This window comes from Pseudomonas syringae group sp. J309-1, assembly GCF_032582135.1.
GTDB classification, from domain to species: domain Bacteria; phylum Pseudomonadota; class Gammaproteobacteria; order Pseudomonadales; family Pseudomonadaceae; genus Aquipseudomonas; species Aquipseudomonas quasicaspiana.
In genome coordinates this window covers 13,664-33,961 of sequence record NZ_JAWHNU010000026.1, presented here as the reverse complement: position 1 = coordinate 33,961, position 20,298 = coordinate 13,664, and the positions used below count along the sequence as shown (strand labels likewise).

17 protein-coding genes are annotated in these 20,298 nt (G+C 57.4%); 12 read left to right on the top strand and 5 right to left on the bottom strand.

Annotated features, from left to right (window positions below):
• Positions 1 to 198 precede the first annotated feature (198 nt).
• Genes RX972_RS15510 through rtcA form a run of 4 tightly spaced genes read left to right on the top strand, consistent with a single transcriptional unit; the run spans position 199 to position 4,648 of the window.
• Complete coding sequence (locus RX972_RS15510; protein WP_027901465.1) at positions 199 to 1,425, top strand: RtcB family protein; 1,227 nt, start codon at positions 199 to 201, stop codon at positions 1,423 to 1,425.
• A gap of 4 nt (positions 1,426 to 1,429) precedes the next feature.
• Entirely contained in the window at positions 1,430 to 2,770 is a 1,341-nt protein-coding gene (locus RX972_RS15505; RefSeq protein ID WP_316876704.1) for a PBS lyase, read from the top strand.
• A 30-nt stretch (positions 2,771 to 2,800) separates the two neighbouring features.
• Positions 2,801 to 3,595 carry a nucleotidyltransferase domain-containing protein gene (locus RX972_RS15500; RefSeq protein ID WP_316876702.1) on the top strand — a complete coding sequence of 265 codons (795 nt, stop codon included), beginning with the start codon at positions 2,801 to 2,803 and terminating at the stop codon, positions 3,593 to 3,595.
• A 24-nt stretch (positions 3,596 to 3,619) separates the two neighbouring features.
• Complete coding sequence (gene rtcA / locus RX972_RS15495; protein WP_316876701.1) at positions 3,620 to 4,648, top strand: RNA 3'-terminal phosphate cyclase; 1,029 nt, start codon at positions 3,620 to 3,622, stop codon at positions 4,646 to 4,648.
• Positions 4,649 to 4,703: 55 nt separating this feature from the next.
• Here rtcA and RX972_RS15490 read toward each other — a convergent pair whose 3' ends face one another.
• Positions 4,704 to 6,344, bottom strand: a complete 1,641-nt coding sequence (locus RX972_RS15490) for a methyl-accepting chemotaxis protein (protein ID WP_027901461.1) — start codon at positions 6,342 to 6,344, stop codon at positions 4,704 to 4,706.
• 333 nt (positions 6,345 to 6,677) lie between these two features.
• Between RX972_RS15490 and RX972_RS15485 the strand changes: the two genes are divergently transcribed.
• On the top strand, positions 6,678 to 8,777 hold the full coding sequence (locus tag RX972_RS15485; RefSeq protein ID WP_316876747.1) for a TonB-dependent siderophore receptor: 2,100 nt from the start codon (positions 6,678 to 6,680) through the stop codon (positions 8,775 to 8,777).
• Positions 8,778 to 8,840: 63 nt separating this feature from the next.
• On the opposite strand, the gene RX972_RS15480 is transcribed toward RX972_RS15485, so the two are convergent.
• On the bottom strand, positions 8,841 to 9,488 hold the full coding sequence (locus tag RX972_RS15480) for a flagellar biosynthesis protein (protein ID WP_316876699.1): 648 nt from the start codon (positions 9,486 to 9,488) through the stop codon (positions 8,841 to 8,843).
• A gap of 193 nt (positions 9,489 to 9,681) precedes the next feature.
• On the opposite strand from RX972_RS15480, the gene RX972_RS15475 reads away from it, so the two are divergent.
• From RX972_RS15475 to RX972_RS15460, 4 genes are all read left to right on the top strand, one after another.
• Positions 9,682 to 10,116, top strand: coding sequence for a GNAT family N-acetyltransferase (locus RX972_RS15475; protein WP_027901458.1), 435 nt, complete (start codon positions 9,682 to 9,684; stop codon positions 10,114 to 10,116).
• An 88-nt stretch (positions 10,117 to 10,204) separates the two neighbouring features.
• Positions 10,205 to 10,465 (top strand): hypothetical protein, encoded by a 261-nt coding sequence (locus RX972_RS15470; protein WP_027901457.1) that lies wholly within the window; start codon positions 10,205 to 10,207, stop codon positions 10,463 to 10,465.
• A gap of 226 nt (positions 10,466 to 10,691) precedes the next feature.
• A complete protein-coding gene (locus tag RX972_RS15465) occupies positions 10,692 to 11,429 on the top strand; it encodes an SDR family oxidoreductase (protein WP_231671281.1) in 738 nt (245 codons plus the stop codon).
• Between the two features lie 139 nt (positions 11,430 to 11,568).
• Positions 11,569 to 12,666, top strand: a complete 1,098-nt coding sequence (locus RX972_RS15460) for an SMP-30/gluconolactonase/LRE family protein (RefSeq protein ID WP_316876697.1) — start codon at positions 11,569 to 11,571, stop codon at positions 12,664 to 12,666.
• Between the two features lie 153 nt (positions 12,667 to 12,819).
• On the opposite strand, the gene RX972_RS15455 is transcribed toward RX972_RS15460, so the two are convergent.
• The 3 genes from RX972_RS15455 to RX972_RS15445 all read right to left on the bottom strand — a co-directional run bounded on the left by RX972_RS15455 (position 12,820) and on the right by RX972_RS15445 (position 15,648).
• On the bottom strand, positions 12,820 to 13,149 hold the full coding sequence (locus RX972_RS15455; RefSeq protein WP_027899337.1) for a hypothetical protein: 330 nt from the start codon (positions 13,147 to 13,149) through the stop codon (positions 12,820 to 12,822).
• 111 nt (positions 13,150 to 13,260) lie between these two features.
• Positions 13,261 to 14,091 carry a DUF1206 domain-containing protein gene (locus RX972_RS15450; protein ID WP_027899336.1) on the bottom strand — a complete coding sequence of 277 codons (831 nt, stop codon included), beginning with the start codon at positions 14,089 to 14,091 and terminating at the stop codon, positions 13,261 to 13,263.
• Positions 14,092 to 14,562: 471 nt separating this feature from the next.
• Positions 14,563 to 15,648: a tartrate dehydrogenase gene (locus RX972_RS15445; protein WP_316876695.1), complete on the bottom strand. Its 1,086-nt coding sequence runs from the start codon at positions 15,646 to 15,648 to the stop codon at positions 14,563 to 14,565.
• Between the two features lie 108 nt (positions 15,649 to 15,756).
• On the opposite strand from RX972_RS15445, the gene RX972_RS15440 reads away from it, so the two are divergent.
• The 3 genes from RX972_RS15440 to RX972_RS15430 all read left to right on the top strand — a co-directional run bounded on the left by RX972_RS15440 (position 15,757) and on the right by RX972_RS15430 (position 19,729).
• Positions 15,757 to 16,710, top strand: a complete 954-nt coding sequence (locus RX972_RS15440; protein ID WP_316876693.1) for a LysR substrate-binding domain-containing protein — start codon at positions 15,757 to 15,759, stop codon at positions 16,708 to 16,710.
• A gap of 289 nt (positions 16,711 to 16,999) precedes the next feature.
• Positions 17,000 to 18,037: an ABC transporter substrate-binding protein gene (locus RX972_RS15435; protein WP_099268333.1), complete on the top strand. Its 1,038-nt coding sequence runs from the start codon at positions 17,000 to 17,002 to the stop codon at positions 18,035 to 18,037.
• A 15-nt stretch (positions 18,038 to 18,052) separates the two neighbouring features.
• Complete coding sequence (locus RX972_RS15430; protein WP_316876745.1) at positions 18,053 to 19,729, top strand: GMC family oxidoreductase; 1,677 nt, start codon at positions 18,053 to 18,055, stop codon at positions 19,727 to 19,729.
• The last annotated feature ends 569 nt before the right edge of the window (positions 19,730 to 20,298 follow it).

Genomic DNA, 20,298 nt, shown 5'->3' with positions numbered 1-20,298 from the left:
CACATTTGCCCGTTTAAAAATATATTTCTATTAAAAACAATTAGTTATAAAAGATTGCATGCCTTCTTCTAGATGTTGGCATGCCCGCTGCAATTACCTGTTCATAGCAAGGGGCAGTTGTAGCGCTGAACGCCAACCGCCGGAATGCAATCCAGGCCCATCTTTATGAATAGCGGCCATTGAATAGAAGTAGAGATCATGGAAACGAACACCTACCAACTGCTGGAAGTCATCAACGGTAAACCCATCAAAATGTGGACCGAGGGCGTGCCGGTAGAGAACGAAGCCAAAGAGCAATTGATGAACACGGCGCGTATGCCGTTCATTTTCAAACACATGGCTGTCATGCCGGACGTTCATCTGGGCAAGGGCTCCACGATTGGCAGTGTGATTCCGACGGTGGGCGCGATCATTCCGGCGGCTGTCGGTGTGGATATCGGCTGCGGCATGATTGCCGCGCGAACCTCGCTCACGGCGGCGGACCTTCCGGACAACCTGGCCGGGCTGCGCAGCGCCATCGAAAAAGCGGTGCCTCATGGCCGGACATCGACTCGTTCCCGTCGGGACAAAGGCGCCTGGGACGAGATCCCGCAACAGGCGGATAACGTATGGGGCGCGCTGTATCCGCGCTTCAAGTTGATTACCGATAAATATCCTTCGCTGGCTAACACCAACAACCGCCAGCATCTGGGAACGCTGGGCACCGGCAACCACTTCATCGAGGTCTGCCTGGACGAGGCCAACCGTGTCTGGTTCATGTTGCACAGCGGCTCCCGCGGGGTGGGGAACGCCATCGGTAACCTGTTCATTCAGATGGCACAGGCAGACATGCGGCAACACATTGCGGATCTGCCGCATCGTGATCTGGCTTATTTCGAAGAGGGCAGTCAGCACTTCGATGACTATGTGGAAGCTGTGGGATGGGCGCAGGATTTTGCCCGGCAGAACAGAGAACTGATGATGCAGGCAGTGATTCAGGCCACACGTCAGGTGATCAGCAAGCCGTTTCAAGTGGCGCTGGAAGCCGTCAACTGCCATCACAACTACGTGCAAAAAGAGCAGCATTTTGGTGAAGAGGTGCTGATCACCCGCAAAGGTGCGGTGTCGGCGAAGAAGGGCGAACTGGGGATTATCCCCGGCTCCATGGGGGCCAAGAGCTTCATCGTCCGCGGTTTGGGCAATGAAGAGGCCTTCTGCTCTTGCAGCCACGGTGCCGGGCGCACCATGAGCCGGACCAGAGCCAAGAACACGTTCACTGTGGAAGACCAGATTCGCGCCACGGCTCACGTTGAGTGCCGAAAGGACGCCGCAGTGATCGACGAAATTCCAATGGCCTACAAAGACATCGATAAGGTCATGCACGCCCAGCGTGAGCTGGTGGAAGTGCTGCATACCTTGCGACAGGTCGTATGCGTTAAAGGATAGGGCGATGAATGAGGTGATGACGTTCGAACACCTGCGAGACTGGCATTACCAGCTAACTGACCTTGAGGCCAGGTATGTTCGGGAAATCCAGGAAACTCATGATGCGGCCAGAGCCCTGGTGGCGCTGAGCCGGTTCGGTAATGGTTTTGTCCGGGAGGCAGCTGTGCAAAGGCTTGCCGGGCAGGCCTCCACTGAGGCGCTGCTCGCGATCCTGGAACGCTTGAATGATTGGGTGCCGCAGGTCCGGCAACAGGCACAAAAGGCGCTTGAGCAGTTTCTGGTTGTCGAGCGTGTTGACCTGTTGCTGCAAGCCCTGACGCCGCTGTTGGCCTTGGGAGACAAGCAGCGCGTTGATCATCGCGACACCTTGCTCAAGGCCCGCAGCCTGTTATCACTGCCGCAATTGCGTGTGCAGGTCGGGCAAGCGTTTGCTTCATGCCGCGGCAAGGCGGCGCGGTTTGTCTTCGACCTGATGCTTGAGCATTGTGTGGATCGGCCGCCGTTTCTGGCTGCCGCTTTGATGCACGAGGACGTCACGGTCAGGCAAAAGGCGGTCACTGCCTGCGGTGACTTGCCGATCACAGACGCTGTGCCGTTGCTTGAGCGAGCACTGCAATCATCGGCGGCCAGTCTGCGCGTGCAAGCGCTGCGAGGCTTGTTGAGCATGCTGGAGGATCCGCGTGAGCATTTGCAGGCTGGCCTGCTTGATGGCTCCTCGGCCGTTCGCTGTCTGGCTCGATGGGCTGCGCCGCGTTACGCCGTGGACAGCCGGGAAGTATTGCGGTCGCGACTGGACAAGGACGTTCCGTCCAGCAAGCGCGAATGGCTGGGGTTGCTCGGGCTGGCGAAAGAGCTGGATGAGCCGCTGCCTGCTTCGGTGCTGCAGGCTGCATTGGAGTCGCCTGTCGCCGTTGTTCGTGTGCAGGCGCTGCAATTGTTGGGGGAAGCGGGGCTGGAGCGGCAACTTGCGGCGCTGGACGATCAGTCAGACAAGGTGTTCCGCGGCGCGGTGCAGCTGTTGAGTCACCAGACCTGGTCGCGTTTCGATGCGCAACTCGATCAGCGCCTGGACAGCGACTGGCATGTCCTGAGTGATCAGCGTCGTGGGGCGTTATTGGGCCTGAAGCCCGTGTGGCTTCAGTTGCAGTATCTGCTGCGACGTTACGATCAGGCCACGGTGGATGCTGATGCCTGGCTAAATCATATCGTCCTCTGGTGTGACGCTCAGTACACGCTGGTGGATCCGGTTACGCCGAAAGCGCAGCGCGAGGCGCTATTGCAGCGTTTACAGGCTATGGAAGATTCAGGTGATTTGAAGTCAGGCACGGTACGTCGCCTGCGTTAAATATGAAACATGAAGGACAGGATTATGGGAATGGAAGATGCAGTCGCTCATCCCCTCAGTAGCGCCATGCGCGAACGGGTGCTGGATGAGCTGAAGCGCATAGAGCGCGAGCATAACGTCACAGTGCTGTATGCCTGTGAATCAGGCAGTCGCGCCTGGGGTTTTGCGTCCACTGACAGCGATTACGATGTGCGTTTTGTGTACGTCGAGCGCCCGGAATGGTTCGTTCAGGTCGACGCGCCTCGGGATGTGATCGAGCGTCCGCTGGATGACGAACTGGACACCAGTGGCTGGGAATTACGCAAGACCCTTGGCCTGCTGCGCAAGTCCAATCCGACGTTGCTGGAATGGCTCGACTCGCCGCTGGTTTATCGCAGCGAAGCTGATGCGACCCGGCGTCTGCGCGAGCTGGCGGAGGCGTTCTACAGTCCGCCAGCAGCACGCAATCATTACCTGTCGATGGCGAAGAAGAATTTTCGCGGTTATCTGCAAGGTGACGAGGTGCGGCTCAAGAAGTACTTCTACGTGCTTCGTCCGTTGCTGGCGGTGCGCTGGATCGACCAAGGCAGGGGAAGGCCGCCCATGACGTTCGCTGACTTGTTGACCACGGTTGACGATCAAGCGCTGCTTGATGAAGTTGCCGAGCTGCTGGTTCTCAAGCGCAATGCCGATGAGGCCGCTTATGGCCCGCGGCGAGTCGCGTTGCATGCCTTCATCACGGCAGAGCTTGGGCGTCCGGTGCCCGTGCTGAAGCGTACGGTTGAAGACAATGGATTACTGGACGAATACCTGCGGCAAATGGTTCGGCACTATTCAGAAGGGTGAAACACACGCAGAAGGGTGAAACAGATGAAGCAGGACATGATTGAACTGGATGGATCCATTGGCGGCGGTCAGGTGTTGCGCAGTGCCTTGAGCTTGTCGATGTTGACCGGTCGGACGTTGCAGATCGAAAACATCAGGGCCCGGCGCAGCCGTCCGGGATTGCTGCGCCAACACCTGACCGCTGTGCTTGCCGCTGCGCAGGTCTGTGGGGCCAGCGTCTCGGGTGCGGAGTTGGGTTCCCAGCGTCTGCGTTTCGAGCCAGGCATTGTCCGTGGTGGCGATTACCGCTTCGCCATTGGTACGGCCGGAAGTTGCACATTGGTGCTGCAGACCTTGCTGCCTGCGCTGTTGCAAGCTTCGGAGCCGAGCAGGGTGACGATCTCCGGTGGCACTCATAACCTGTTGGCGCCGCCGTCGGACTTCATCGAGCGAGCGTGGTTGCCACTATTGCGGCGTATGGGCGCTGACGTGGAGCTGAACCTGTTGCGTCATGGGTTTGTACCGGCCGGTGGCGGTGAGCTGGAAGTGCATATCAAGCCCTCGATGCTGAAGCCGTTGCATCTGGCGGATCGAGGCAGGTTGCTTGAATCGCGGGCTATCGCATTGATTGCCGGGCTGGCCAGGCAGGTTGCAGAACGTGAACTGCTGCACGCCGGGACGAGTCTGGATATCGCCTCTGAAGCCCGGCACTGTGTCGTGCTGGCTGATGAGCGTGGCCCGGGTAACGTCCTGATGCTGGAGTTCGCCTGCGAACAGGTCACTGAGCTGTTCAGTGCTTTTGGTCAGTCAAGACTGCGTGCCGAGGTGGTGGCGCAAGGTGCGGTAGAGCAGGCCCGGCACTGGCTGGGCAGCCCTGCGGCCGTTGGCGAGCATTTGGCGGATCAATTACTGCTGCCCATGGCAATCGCGGGTGCTGGAAGCTTCACCACGCCCTCAATGACGGAGCATTTGCAGAGCAACATTTCTGTCATTGAGCGCTTTCTGCCGGTGCGTTTCGGCTGCCAGCAACAGGCTGAAAACCTGCTGCGGGTGGAGTGCAAATCCATCGTCTAAACGCGTAGCGGTTCAGCAGCGCGGCTCGCTCGAGCCGCGCTGCCCGATGTGCTGCTTACAAACGGAAGCGGCTGACCAGATTATTGAACGACAGCGCCAGATTCGACAGCTCTTGAGTAGAAGCGTTGGTCTGGTGCGCGCCAGCAGCGGTCTGGGTCGACAGGTCCTGGATATTGACCAGGTTGCGGTCCACTTCACGTGCCACGTTGGCTTGCTCTTCTGACGCGCTGGCGATGACCATGTTGCGCTCGTTGATTTGCGAGATGCCTTCAGCGATCTGCTCCAGTGCTTCACCGGTAGCCTGAGCCAGGCTTTGGGTATCGGTTACCAGAGACTGGCTTTTACCCATGGCGCGAACGGCCTGGTCAGCGCTGGTTTGTACCGAATTGATCATGCCCTCGATTTCCCCGGTCGAAGCCTGGGTGCGCGCCGCCAGGGCGCGAACTTCGTCTGCTACCACGGCAAAACCACGACCTTGCTCGCCTGCGCGAGCGGCTTCGATGGCCGCGTTGAGGGCCAGCAGGTTGGTCTGCTCGGCGATCCCGCGAATCACATCCAGTACCTTGCCAATATCACGGACTTGTACGGCCAGGTCTTCGACCATGGTGGTGGAGGACGCGATTTCAGTGGTGGCGTTATTGATGGCGGTCACTGCACTTCGGGCTTTGTCGCGACCGTTGGTGGCTTGCAGGCTGGTTGATTTAGACGCTTCTGATGTGGAAATCGCGTTACGTGCGACTTCCTCGACTGCTGACGTCATCTCGGTAACAGCGGTGGCTGCTTGCTGGATTTCGTCGTTCTGGCGTACCAGGCCACGGCTGCCATTATCGGTGACCGCGGTCAATTCTTCGGCTGCGGAGGCCAATTGGTCAGAGGCGCTGGAGATTTGCTGAATGGTGCCTTTCAGACTGATTTGCATATCGCTCAACGCGCTGAGCAACTGGCCTCCCTCATCGCGCCCGGTGCTGACAATATTCTGGGTCAAGTCTCCATTGGCAATGCGCTGAGCACTGGTCACCGCTGTTGCGATGGGGCGACTGATCAGGCGACTGATGAATAACCCTAGAGCAAAGGCGGCAATGAACGCCAGGGTTATGCCGGTGTAAAGCGCCGTCGTGGCTGAGGACTCCATGGCGTCGGCGTCCGCTGCACCTTCGCCGATCTGACGATTGTTGGATTCAACCATGAGCGTCAGTTCATCCATGACAATCCGATAACTTTTCTGCAGATCACCACGCAGCAAAGCGTTGCCACCCTCAACATCACCGGCTTTCATGAGTGCCACAAACTTCTGCACAAATTCCTGGTAAACCGGCCAATCCTTGTCCATTTTGTCGCCAGCCAGACGTTCGTCATCGGCGAGGGGCGTCTTGCGGTAAGTCGAATAGGCCAGTTCGCTCGCCAATTGATTGGCCTTCATGGAAGCCAACAGTTCATCTTTTTCGTTCTGCGGTGCATTGGTGCTGGTGGCGATGTACAGGCGATACATGTCACGCGATTGCTCCACAGCTTTGGCTTTCGCCTCTGCGGTTTTAGACACCGACACCAGGTTATTGCTGAATACCAGTTTCAGGCTATCGGAGAGCTGAGAAACACCCCGGCTGCCAAGTACGCCAACGCCCAGGGTGATGAATGCGCAAAGCCCGAAGGCGGTAAGAAGTTTGGTCGACAGTTTTGCATCATGAAGCCAGCTCATCGGCATTTCCTGCAGGAATAGTTCGAAAGAACGAAGGGAGATGACCCGCTCTGCCTGTAGGAAGCGAGTATGTTATCCAAACCTATCGGCAAAACTTTCCTGTCCTTAAGAGGGATTCAATCCTGCGAAGTTTTTTCTGGATGAGCGGGTTAGAGCAAGAGGCGTAAGCGACCTTGGTTTGCCTATTGGCCTGGCGTTCATAAAAGCCAGGCCTCTGGCACCTGCGACGATACGTCGTCACGATCGCGCTGGGGGAGAGTACACATTTGGAAATGATTCGTAGATAATAGCCATTCCCATTAATGCCCGGAATTGTCCTCTGTGTTCATCCCAATGCGTCGCGCCTATTGCGTTTCCCTGGCTTTCGGTTGTGTGTTGCTGCCTGCCTTCTCCCACGCTGAAGACACTGTCACCGAGCTGCCTGCCACCGATATTCAGGCTGCGGGCGATATCGAGAGCAGCCCTTATGTGCGCTCTACCAGCAGCACCGCAAGCAAATCGGAAGTGCCGATCAGGGATGAAGCACAGTCAGTGAACGTGGTCACCCAGCAGACCCTTGACGATTTTCAGGTCAAGTCGCTGGACGATGCGATGAAGTTTGTCAGCGGGGTGTCGCAGTCCAACACCCTCGGCAATACCAAGGACGCTCTGATCAAGCGTGGCTTCGGCACGAACGATGACGGGGCTATTTTGCGCGACGGTATTCGCTCGGTGGTAGGGCATAACCTTGGGGCGACCACTGACCACGTTGAAGTATTGAAGGGGCCGGCGTCGCTGTTGTACGGCGCAATCGAACCAGGCGGTTTGATCAACGTCGTCAGCAAGCAGCCGCAATACACCCGCAGCACCACCATCACCGGCTCCGGTTACAGCGAAGGCGGCGGCACGTTCAGCGTCGACACTACCGGGCCGATTGAAGATACCGGGCTTGCTTACCGGCTGGTTGCCGAGCGCGGCCACGAAGATTACTGGCGCAACTACGGGGTCAACGAACACACGCTGGTAGCGCCATCCCTGAGCTGGACCGGCGAGCGCGCCAAGCTGACCCTTGCTTACGAATACAACGACTATTCCAGCCCGTTCGACCGCGGCACCGTGTTCGCCAATGGCAGGCCCGCAGCGGCCAGCTACAAGGATCGCCTGGATGAACGCTGGGCCAAGACCGTCGGCATCAGCGAAACCGCCACCGCGAAGTTTGAATACCAGCTCAATGACGACTGGAAGACCCGGGTGACGTATGGCTGGAACAATGATCGGTATAGTCTGGCGATTGCGCAGCCCGGTAGGTTGACTGGAAGCAGCCTGGCACGCACCGCCAACGGGGGACACTACGATTACGAAACTCGGTATACCAGTCTGGATTTCATCGGCGAGCAGCAGTTGTTCGGCCAGCGCCATGACATTTTGGTGGGAGTGGATAACGAAGCGCTAGACAAGTATCGAGGCAAGACCTATCGCAATAGGGCTGGTGCGCCAATCGACATCAATGACCCGCGATATGGGCGTCTGGATGAGCCTAGCCTTGTCAGTCCAACTCAAAGTAATGCTCGCAATGAGCTGACCTCAACGTCCGTTTATTTCAAGGATAACTGGCATTTGAATGACCAGTGGATTCTGGTCTTTGGTGGACGTCAGCAGCACTACGATCAATACAGTGATCAGGGGTTGGTTACCCGCGTAGTGGGTCGTGACGACAATGGCGACGCCTTCGTTCCGTTTGTCGGTGTCGTCTATCAACCCACCGAGGCGCTTTCGCTATATGGCAACTACAGCGAATCGTTTGTACCTAATGAAACCGTCTCAGATGACAACAAGACCTTTGATCCCGAAGAAGGACGCAGCTACGAAGTTGGCTTGAAGTATAATCCTTCAGATCGGTTGAACGTCAACGTTGCTGTGTTTGATATCGTCAAGAAAAACGTAGTCACTCCAGTCACGGTCGGTACCATTACCACCAATGAGCTAACAGGCAAAGCAGGCTCCAGAGGCCTGGAACTTGACGTCACAGGCAAACTGGCCGAGCGCTGGGACATGATCGGCACCTACGCCTACACCCACACCGAAGTGCTTGACGATCCGACGAATGAAGGCAAACGCCTCAGCAACGCGCCGATGCATACCGCCAGCCTGTATCTGACACACCATCTGGCTTTCCCTGAGCAGACCGGCCAATGGCATGTCGGTGGCGGTGCACGTTACGTTGGCGAGCGCGCGGGCGACAACGCAAACACTTTCTTCATGGACAGCTTCACCGTTGCTGACGCTTTCCTGCGTTGGGACTTGCCAACCAAAGACTACAAGACCCGTTTGCAGTTGAACGTCGATAACCTGTTCGACAAAGAGTACTACCCGTCAGGTACTGGTAGCAGCGAAGTACAGATCAACGTCGGCGAAGCGCGCACTGCGCGTTTGACTGCCAGCGTAACGTTCTAACTGCGCTTGATCCCTGGGAACTGTCGGCATTGCACCTGACAGTTCCCGGATTGCCCTACCGTTTTACTTCTTGCAGGACCCTTTGGCGCACAGTTCTTTGACTGTTGCCTCGGTGATCGCCTGTAGACCTTCTTCGGTGATGACTTTCCAGTCACTCTCCACGACCAGTTGCATGGATTCACGCTTGTCAGTGATGAGACTGATTGGGGAAGGCTGACCCGTTGAGGTGATGTTCAGGCGCGCCTTGTTGTTGACGGCAATTGAAAACGCACCGGGCGAAAACCACGACCAGAATTCTGTGATATGCACGTTCACGGCCTGGGCTTCACCATTCTTTTCTGCAGCCTCAACCACTTGATAACCGGCCTTTCGATAGCCCTCAGCGACGCTTTTGGCAATGAGCTGAGAAACGGTTTTGCCTTCAGGAAGCAGCACGTCACCCATGGCCATACCGTAACTGTTGCGCTTTCTGCCGATGGCGCGCTCAGTGATTTTCTTGTCGGAGATTTCTTCAGCGTTTTTCAGTGACGGGGTATCGGCCTGCTTTGGTGCGGTTTCGAAACGACGCTCATCAATCGCGCTAATCGTCACCTTCTGACCTGTACCATTTGCACTTTGTGGCGTCTGTACCTCTATGACAGAGCGGCTGCTGACACAGCCAAAAAGTACGGTGGAAAACATCAGCAGGGCGGCGATTTTCAGGTGTTTCATGACGGCTCCAGTCATTGTCTCTATCCATTGTTAATGCGCGTACTGCCACTTCGGGTGGCTATGCGGTGATGTCATTGTGCCTTTTTAGCGTCGGCATCATGTCCATTCCTTACCCGCAGCACAAGTGCAACATTACCGTCCCGGATTTCTGCTAGCCTCGTGCGCCGACATCCATGCCTGACGAGCGCTATCAATGTTCACCATTCGCATCATGACCATGGACGACTACGACGCAGTCATTGCACTCATGAGCAGCACCCCCGGGGTATCGGTCAGGGATGCAGACTCTCGCGATTCGACCTCCAGGTATCTGCAACGCAACCCCGGAATGAGCTTCGTTGCTGAAGTGGATTCCGTACTGGTTGCGTGCGTCATGTGCGGCCACGATGGCCGAAGAGGGTATTTGCAGCATTTGCTGGTGCTGGATAATTACCGGCGCCAGGGCATTGCCAATCAGTTGGTGGAGCGCTGCCTCGCAAGTCTCGAACGCGAAGGCATTTTCAAGTGCCACATCGATGTCTTGAAAACCAATCACACTGCCGCCGATTATTGGGTCAGGCAAGGTTGGCAATTAAGGACAGACATTGACCGCTACTCTTTCATCCGGACCGGTAACGACAACGCGTGATGGATGCAGGGAACGTGCTGCTTGTATGGAACCAACGCTCTAGCCTGCGGTTCGAAGCAGTACATTCTCAATCAGGGACATTCACCCCATGCTTAAAACTCTTGCCTACAGTCTGATGCTGGCGTCCACCATTGGCCTGGCCGCCTGCGATCCGAAATCCGAAGACAAGGCGCAGGAAGCCCAGCAGCACGCTGAGAAAGCACAGGACAAGGCCGCCGATGCAGCCAAGGAAAATGCCAAGGCTGCAGAAGCGCAGGCCGAGTCCAAGGAAGCCAAGGCAGAAGAAGATAAAACCTTCGTGCCAACCACTCAGGTTCCAGAGTCGCTCAAGACACCTGAGAAGAACTGATAAGCAGGGTGTCAGGTCTCCATCCCTGACACCCTTGCGTAGTGCGTCAAAAAGAAGGCCAGCAGGACCGGCTAGAGCAGGTTCTACTGGCCTTTGTTTTCTCCGCAAACCCCACAGCAGAATCAGGCAATCACTCCGAAGGATCGGTCTAATTGCTCCCGCGTTATCGCCTTACTCTGAATGCGTATCGAGCTACCGGCTCATCATTCGGATAAGGACAACAATCATGTCGAACATCAAAAACAAAGTCGTGGTAATCACCGGCGCAAGCAGCGGTATTGGCGAAGCCACGGCGCGGCTGCTGGCCGAGAAGGGCGCGCACGTTGTGCTCGGTGCGCGGCGTACCGAGCGCCTGGCAGACCTCTGCAAAGAACTGGTTGCCGCCGGTGGCAGCGCGCAGTATCAGGCCGTAGACGTGACCGATCGAGCCAATGTGCAAGCTTTCGTCGACTATGCCGTGAAGGAGTTTGGCCGCGTCGATGTGATCGTCAATAACGCCGGGGTCATGCCGCTGTCCAGGCTGGATGCGTTGAAAGTCTCCGAGTGGGACCAGATGATCGATGTCAACATTCGTGGCGTGTTGCACGGCATTGCGGCCGGCCTGCCACTGATGCAGAAGCAGCAATCCGGGCAGTTCATCAACATCGCTTCCATCGGTGCTTATGCGGTGAGCCCGACGGCGGCCGTCTACTGCGCAACCAAGTACGCCGTCAGGGCGATCTCCGAAGGCTTGCGTCAGGAAGCGGGTGCGGACATCCGCGTTACGGTGATTTCCCCGGGCGTCACCGAGTCCGAACTGGCCGACAGTATTTCTGATGAGGGCGGGCGCGCCGAAATGCGCGAGTTCCGCAAAATCGCCATCCCGGCACTGGCCATCGCTCGGGCAATTGCCTACGCCGTTGAGCAGCCAGCCGATGTCGATGTCAGTGAATTGATCGTTCGTCCTACTGCCAGTCCTTATTGATTTACCTGGTATCTGTAGTGGCCGCGAGGGTTTGCCGCGACGTTGATATCGGGCAAACCCTCGTCCTTAACACTTGTACGATGACTTAAGCCGCTGTACAACGAGCACCCGTCCAACAATAAAATAACGGAGATGCACGATGGACTCATCGCAACAGGACACCACCGCCGACTACAGTCGCAGAGCATTCCTCAAAACGTCGCTGGCAGTATCCGCCGGTGTGGCGGCTCTGGGCAGCCTGGCGTTACCTCGACTGGCTAGTGCCGAGCCATTGAGTCAGCGTTATCCGGATCCGCTAGTCAACATTCTCGATGACAGCTTCATGGACCTGCGCATTTTCAATGCCAGCGTTGAGCGCCTGGCGACAGGCCTGCGTTGGGTAGAAGGCCCTGTCTGGGTGGGCGACGGTCGTTACTTGTTGTTCAGCGACATCCCCAATAACCGCATCATGCGCTGGGATGAAGTCACTGGGGGCCTGTCGGTGTATCGCGATAACTCCAACTTCTCCAACGGCCTGTGCCGTGACCGTCAGGGTCGTTTGCTGGTGTGCGAAGGCTCGACGACCAGCAAGGAAGGCCGTCGCGTCACCCGCACCGAGTACAACGGCAGCATCACCGTGCTCGCTGACAATTACGAGGGCAAACCCTTCAATTCGCCCAACGACATCGTCTGCAAACGCGATGGATCAGTGTGGTTCACCGATCCTCCGTTCCAGACGGGTAACAACTACGAAGGACACAAAGTCACCCCGGAGTTGCCCCACGCGGTCTATCGCATTGATGGCGTGAGCGGCAAGGTCAGCCGGGTGATTGACGATCTGGCAGGGCCGAACGGCCTGTGTTTCTCGCCGGACGAAAAAACCCTCTACGTGGTTGAAGGTCGAGCCAAACCCAACCGGATCATCTGGGCCATTGCGGTCAATGATGACGGCACGCTGGGTTTGCGTCGCAAACACATCGAAGGGCTGGAGTTCGCCGGTATTGACGGCATCAAGTGCGATGAAAGCGGTAACTTGTGGTGTGGTTGGGGCAGTAACAGTGATCCCAAGGCTGATCCGGAAAAGCTCGATGGCGTTCGAGTGTTCAATCCGGATGGCAAAGCCATCGGTCACATTTCCTTGCCGGAGCGCTGCCCGAACCTGTGCTTTGGCGGGCGCGAAGGTAACCGGTTGTTCATGGCGGGCAGCCACTCGGTTTACTCGCTGTTCGTGAATACGCGCGGTGCGACGTTCGTTTGATTGGGTGCACGTGACACCGCGTTGTTACGCCGTAATTCGGTCTCTGTAGGCGCTGCCGAAGGCTGCGAAGCATTTCTCCTGACACGCCGCCATCGCAGCCTTCGCAGCCCCTACAGACCCGTGTTTGCCGCGAAACAGACACCTCTTCTGGGATCAGCGTTTCGCCAGTTCGTGCTTGATGCACTGTTCGTAATAGGTTTGCTTGATGGCCGCAGGTTTGAGTCGCGAGGTGCTTTTATAGGTCTGCTCGGTAATGCCCATGGCGGTCATGCGCATCCAGGGCTGTTTGAACTTGCGACCCTGCAATTTCTTGCGCGCGCCGTACAAAGTGATTCCGGCGAGTTTCGATTCCTGGGCGCCTGCGGCGATGCCCGACCCCCATGTGCAAATCGATCGACCGCTCTGAGTAACGTCCTTGGCTTGCGACGCCAGTGAAACGCTGGCCAGCGCGAGCGTCGCTACGGTCAATACAAGAATCCGCATAAATGCCAGCCCCTAAGCTTCTGAAAAGAAAGCAAGTTTGCCAAGCTCGCTAGGAGGCGAGGGGCCAGCAATAGGTATTATTTCGGAACAAATTCACCTGACGCTTAACGGTCAGTTGAAATGCCGGGTCACGGCATGCGGCGCATCGGGCACGTCCATATTGATCTTGCGCCAGGCAGCTTCGGCGAAGCTGTATACCGAAAATGCGATCAGTCCCAAGGCCACGATCATCAGCACGATGCCTCCAGCGGGAAGATCCTGCAGGCCGTTAAGCGCGTCTTTCAGACCCGGCGGGTGCATGGCCTGATAGCTGGAGCCGCTGATGGCCAGCAACGCAGAGATTTCGATGAATGCCACACCTCGGGCAATCAGGCCGAATTGCGACACCGGACGGACGTAGCGCATGACTTCTTCGTCGGCTTCGAAGTACTTCTCGAAAGACGCCTTCCAGCCTTTGATGATGTGGGTGATGCCCACGCCGAGCGGCACCAGTGCCACCAGATAAACAAGGATATTCGAATGATCCCAGGACAAAATCGTGGCAAGCAGGTCCTGGGTTTTGCCCCCTGAATCACCGGAGCTTTTGAGTGCGCTGATTAACAGACCCAAGGCAAAAAAGGCCAATGCGCCGTAGGTCACGCCGCCGACCAGCAGGCCTGTGCGAATCACCAAACCTTTGAATTCTGTGCCGTGATGATCCACGTCGCGAGTGGCCTGCAGGATTCGCCAGGCTGCAAACGCCAGCAGGCCGACTACGACAATCGCAACCATGACGTTGCCAAAAGGCTGACTCAACAGCGCTTCAAGGCTGCTATGGCTGTCTTTGGGCTGAGACGAACCCTGGGCGGCGAGCAGGGCAAAAATACCAATGATCAAATACACCACACCGCGAGCGGCATAGCCGCTTCGGGCAAGGAGAGTGAGGCTGCGTTGCGGGGACATAAAGGCGATCTTCCTGAAAGTGATACAGGAGCAGACCGATGTCGGCACGCGGGGTTCGGTTTAATTGGTGGGTAGCCGGTGCTAAACAAACCATCCCCGAGGAGCTCGCCCAGTGTCCCTGACACAACTCGGTTCCCATGTGGGAGCGGTGCTTGCCCGCGATACATGAGACGCAGCTCGAAGACATACCCCGTTAGTGTTTATCGTCGGAATGCCGCCCAGGGCAAGCACCGCACATGTTGGCGCTGATCTTCAGTTCATGATCGACCTGTGGGACCGGCCGGGGTGGCGCTCCACTTCATTCGGGAAGACTATTTCAGGCGGCAGAAAGGCGGCGAATGTCCCGGCCTCTTCGCGAATGAATTCGCTCCCACCAGGATCAACGCTTGCAGGCCAACATAGAATCTCCCCACACAAGATCGTATCTATCCAGTGGTTTGCGTTTTGTTCAATAGTAAATGCCGACTTTCCTTATCGCTCACACGCAGCCGCGATGGCTTTGCCCAGCGCTTCGGTATTGCCCTTGCCGCCAATATCAGCAGTCAGTGGTGCGTTTTCCGGTCCCATGGCCAACACGGTTTCAATCGCGGTTAGCACTGCCGCACCGGCCTCCGAATGGCCCAGATGCTCAAGCATCATCGCGCCGCACCAGATTTGACCGATCGGATTGGCAATGCCTTTGCCTGCGATGTCCGGAGCTGAGCCATGCACTGGCTCGAACAGGCTCGGGAAGTTACGCTCAGGGTTAATGTTGGCCGACGGCGCGATGCCGATGGTGCCCGTGCAGGCCGGACCCAGGTCGGAAAGGATATCGCCGAACAGGTTGCTGGCGACCACGACATCAAACCAGTCCGGATGCAGGACGAAGTTCGCGGTGAGAATATCGATGTGGTACTTGTCGACGTTCACGTCCGGGTATTTCTTGCCCATTTCCACAACGCGCTCGTCCCAGTACGGCATGGTGATCGCAATCCCGTTTGATTTGGTCGCAGACGTCAGGTGCTTTTTCGGACGGCTCTGGGCCAGGTCATAAGCGAATTTCAGGATACGGTCGACGCCCACCCGGGTCATGACGGTTTCCTGCAGGACGATTTCCCGGTCGGTGCCCGGGAACATCTTGCCGCCAACACTGGAGTATTCGCCCTCAGTGTTTTCACGCACCACCCAGAAGTCGATGTCACCCGGTTTGCGATTGGCCAACGGTGCTTTCACGCCAGGCATGAGGCGGCAAGGGCGCAGGTTCACGTACTGGTCGAACTCGCGGCGGAACTGCAGCAGCGAATCCCACAGGGAAATGTGATCAGGCACCACGTCCGGCCAGCCCACTGCGCCGAAGTAAATCGCATCGTAGCCTTTGAGAATCTCGAACCAGTTGTCCGGCATCATTTTGCCGTGGGCCAGGTAGTAATCGGCACTGGCGAAGTCGAACCAGTCCCACTGCAACTCCAGGTTGTGCTGCGCGGCCACCACGTTCAGCACGCGAACGCCTTCGGGCATGACTTCCTTGCCTATGCCATCGCCAGGGATGACGGCAATTTTGTAATGGGCCTTGCTCATGAGTTGCGACTCCAGGGTTGATGGTGGACGAAGCTCAGTGTATGCAGTGTTTCTGGATTAATAATTAGTCAATCGCGAAAGCCATTCTTAGATTCAAGGAAACAATCCATGAGCATGATCGATGACCTGAGCTTCTTTCAGCAGGTGGCCACGCGGGGCAGCCTGACCGAAGTTGCACGGCAGATGGGGCTGTCGCTACCCGCGGTGAGCAAGCGCTTGAGCCAGCTGGAAGCCCGGCTTGGCGTGCAACTGCTACAGCGCACCACCCGCCGGTTGTCGTTGACCCCCGAGGGCGTGCTCTATCTGGAGGGAGGGCGGCCGATCCTGCGGCAGCTCGAAGAGCTGGAAAGCGCCCTGAACAGTCGCCAGCCGACGTTGCATGGTCGTTTGCGAATCAACGCCACGCTGGGTTTCGGGCGACGGCATCTGGCACCGGTGGTATCCAGCTTTGCCCGGCTGCATCCTGAACTGGAGATTTCCCTGGAACTGACCAGCCAGCCGGTCAGCTTGCTCGATGATCAGTTCGACATCGGCGTGTTCATGGGCGAGCCGCCGGACTCGCGGCTGATCGGTATCCGCCTGCTAGAGAATCCGCGAATTCTCTGTGCGTCACCCCAATATCTGGAAGGTCGGCCGAAGTTGACGCGTGTAGCGGATCTGGCCGAGCACAACTGCATCGTGCTGCGTCAGTTCGGCAGTGATTACGCGATCTGGCGTTTCCAGAAAGACGGTCAGGATTTCACCCATAAGGTCGGTGGCACGCTGTCGAGCAACGACGGGGAAGTGGCGATGAATCTGGCGCTTGACGGCCACGATTTGATTTTGCGTTCCCGCTGGGATGTGCAGGCGCATCTGGAAAGTGGGCGGCTGGTGGCGGTACTGGACGATTATCAACCGCCGCGCGGCGATATCTATGCGATGTACCAGCACCGACGCCACATCCCGCAGCGCATCTCGCTGTTCACCCGTTACCTTGCGCAGGAACTGGCTAAACGACTGCCGTTTGCGGCACGTAGCGAAGAGGTCTTTGTGGGAGCCGAGCTTGCTCGCGATGAACGATGATGCGGTCTGGCTTGAAACTGCGGTGTTCATATCGCGAGCAAGCTCTGCTCCCACAGAGCGTACGCAGTCCTTCAGGACCAGCATAGAGTCGCCCACAGATTCGTCATAACGACAGATCATGTCAGTAATGATTATTGGTGCATTGCCGGACAGGCCCCGGCTCTTGTAACGTCCTGCCGACCCGCTCGGTAACAATAAAACTTAAACCTGAGCATGCGTTGGATTTGCAGGGTGTTCAGAAAAAGGGTTTTTAAGCTGCCGAATCATTCTACGTTCAGGAAGATTTGCCATGAAAACCGTTTCATTGGGTTCAGTCTTATCCCTGTTGTGCGTTTCGATATCGTGCGCGATGTCGGTATCGGCAGAAGAAATCACCTTCGTTTCCCAAGGCGGGGTTTATCAGGAAGCCCAGACCAAGGCGATTCTTGATCCGGCAGCCAAGCGCCTGAACATCACCATCAAACAAGACAGCGTTCCCGACGCCTTGCCCATGGTCAAGGCTCAGGGATCGGCGGGCAAGCCGGTCTGGGACGTGATCGATACGCCGCCGTCCAACTGCATCCGCGGCGGCAACGAAGGGCTGATCGAAAAACTCGACCTGAGCAAGATGCCCAATGTTCAAGCCATGCCGGAGGCCTATCGCACGCCTTACTCCGTCGCTTATGAGTTCTATTCTTCAGTCCTGGGCTATAACACCAAAACATTGAAGAAGGTGCCGCAGAGCTGGGCCGACTTCTGGAATGTGAAGGATTTTCCGGGGACGCGCTCATTACGTAACGACCCGATGGGGACCCTGGAGGCGGCACTGCTGTCGGACGGCGTGCCTCGTGACAAACTCTACCCGCTGGATGTTGATCGCGCCTACAAACGGCTGGAGCAGATCAAGCCGGATATCGCCGTGTGGTGGAGCTCCGGTGGGCAATCGGCACAACTGCTCAACGATGGCGAGGTCGACATGCTGATGATCTGGAACGGTCGCGCCAGTGCGGTTCGCAAGGACAATCCTGACGTCGCCTTTACCTATAACGACGGCATTCTGCAAAACACCCAATTGTGCATCCTCAAAGGCGCGCCGAACTACGCAACTGCTGTGAAGTTCGTCAACGAAGCGCTCTCTCCGGACCTGCAGGCCAACCTGCCGATGTATATCGATTACGGGCCAGGTAACCCTGCTGCGTTTGGCACCGGCAAGTTGACTGCCGAGCGGGCCAAAGAGTTACCGAGCTCACCGGACAACGCCGCCAGGCAGGCATTGATGTCTGAAGAATGGTGGTCGTCGGCCGCTGGCATTGCGGCCAAGGATCGCTGGCTCAAGTTTGTTCAGTAGGTCGGCATCTTGAAAGTGCTCGATTACCTGATTCTGGGCGGCGGTTCGGCAGGCTGTGTGCTGGCTGCGCGGCTGTCCGAGGATGCAGACAAACGTGTGTGCCTGGTGGAAGCGGGGCGGGACATCTCGGCGGGTAACATGCCTGCCGAGATTCGCAGCCGCTATCCCGGGCGTGCTTACCTGGACACGCGCAATATCTGGCGACAGCTGACGGCGCTGATGGGCAAGCGTTCCACCGAACGTCGCTATGAACAGGCACGGTTGCTGGGCGGTGGCTCTGCAATCAATGCCTTGATGACCAATCGCGGCGCGCCCGATGACTACGACGAGTGGCAGCGACTCGGTGCCGAGGGATGGAACTGGGACAATTGCCTGCCGTACTTTCGCAAGCTGGAAAACGATACTGATTTCGAAGGCCCGTTGCACGGCAAGCAAGGACCACTGCGGATCCGCCGCACCGCGCAGGAGTTTCTCTCTCCCTTCGTCAAAGCAGTGATGACGGTGCTGGGCGAGGCCGGACTGGCTACCAAAGCTGATCAGAACGGGCCCTGGGAGCCGGGCGTATTCGTTGGGGCAATTGGCGTCAGCCCGGAAGGGGAACGCATTCCCACGTCGGTCTGTTATCTGTCCGATGAGGTCCGCCAGCGCAGCAATCTGAAAGTGCGCACTGAATGCCTGGTCGACCGCGTGCTGTTCAAGTCCCATCAGGCGATAGGGGCGCGTATTGTGCAGGCGGATGGCACCTCAATGGATCTATTCGCCAAAGAAGTGATCGTCTGTTCCGGGGCGATCCACAGCCCGGCAGTTTTGATGCGCAGCGGTATTGGTCCTGCCGATGAGCTGATTCAACTGGGGATTTTTGTGGTGGCGGATCGTCCGGGAGTCGGCGGCAATCTGATGGAGCATCCATCGATTGCGGTGTCTGCGTTGTTGAACAAGGCGGGGCGCACGGCTTTCGTCAACGAGCACCACGAGCAGGCCATTGTGCGCTTTTCCTCGGGTTTGCCGGATACGGTGCCTTGCGACATGCATGGCGCGATTCTGTCCCGATCCGGTTGGCACTCGCTGGGGTATCGATTGGGCACGATGTTTTTCTGGGTCAACAAGTCCTATTCCCGGGGCTGTGTGCGACTGGTCTCCAGTGATCCAGCTCAGGAACCGGAGGTGGACTTCAACATGCTTTCTGATCCACGGGACCTGGAGCGCCTCAAGCAGGCCTTGAAGTTTGGGGCCGGGACGCTGTCAGCCGCCCAACTCGGTGCCTTGCGTAGCGTGGCGTTCCCGTCCAGCTATTCGCCCCGGGTCGCCAAAGTCGCTCAGCCAGGCTTGATCAATGGCATGTTGCGCGGCGCATTAAGCCTGTTGCTGGACGTGGCCGGGCCGTTTCGGACGTGGCTTGTTCACGGGTTGGTCACTCAGGGAGTGACGCTGAAAAAACTGCTCGCCGATGATCAGGCCCTGACCGGGTTTGTCCGGCGAAATGTCGGTGGCACCTGGCATCCATCAGGCACTTGTCGCATGGGTCGGGCCGATGATCCACAGGCCGTCACCCTCAGTGATGGGAGAGTGATTGGCGTCACCGCCTTGCGGGTATGTGATGCGTCGTTGATGCCCTCCATCCCGTGTGCCAACACCAACGTACCCACGATCATGATTGCCGAGCGGATCGCAGATTTGATCAAGGCCGGGTAGGAGCGAACTTGTTCGCGAGGCGTCGGTACAGACACAGCTTTTCCCATCATGACAATGACGACCTGTGTGACCGACCGGGGTGGCGCTCCCCTTCATTCGGGAAGGCGGTATTTCAGGCAATACATTGGCTGTGGATGTCCCGGCCTCTTCGCGAATGAATTCGCTCCTACCTTTGACCTGGGCAAGACGCAGAACCCGGTAGGACCGAATTCATTCGGGAGGCGGTATTTCAGGCAACACACAGCCTGCGGATGTCCCGGCCCCTTCGCGAATGAATTCGCTCCTACCTTTGGCCTGAGCAAGACGCAGAACCTGGTAGGACCGAATTCATTCGGGAGGCGGTATTTCAGGCACCACACAGGCTGTGGATGTACTGGCCTTTTCGCGAATGAATTCGCTCCTACCGGTAAGCTGGGGAAAACGCAGAACCCTGTGGGACCGAATTCATTCGGGAGGCGGTATTTCAGGCAACACACAGGCTGTGGATGTACTGGCCTTTTCGCGAATGAATTCGCTCCTACCGGTAACTCGGGCAAGACGCAGAATCCTGTGGGACCGAATTCATTCGG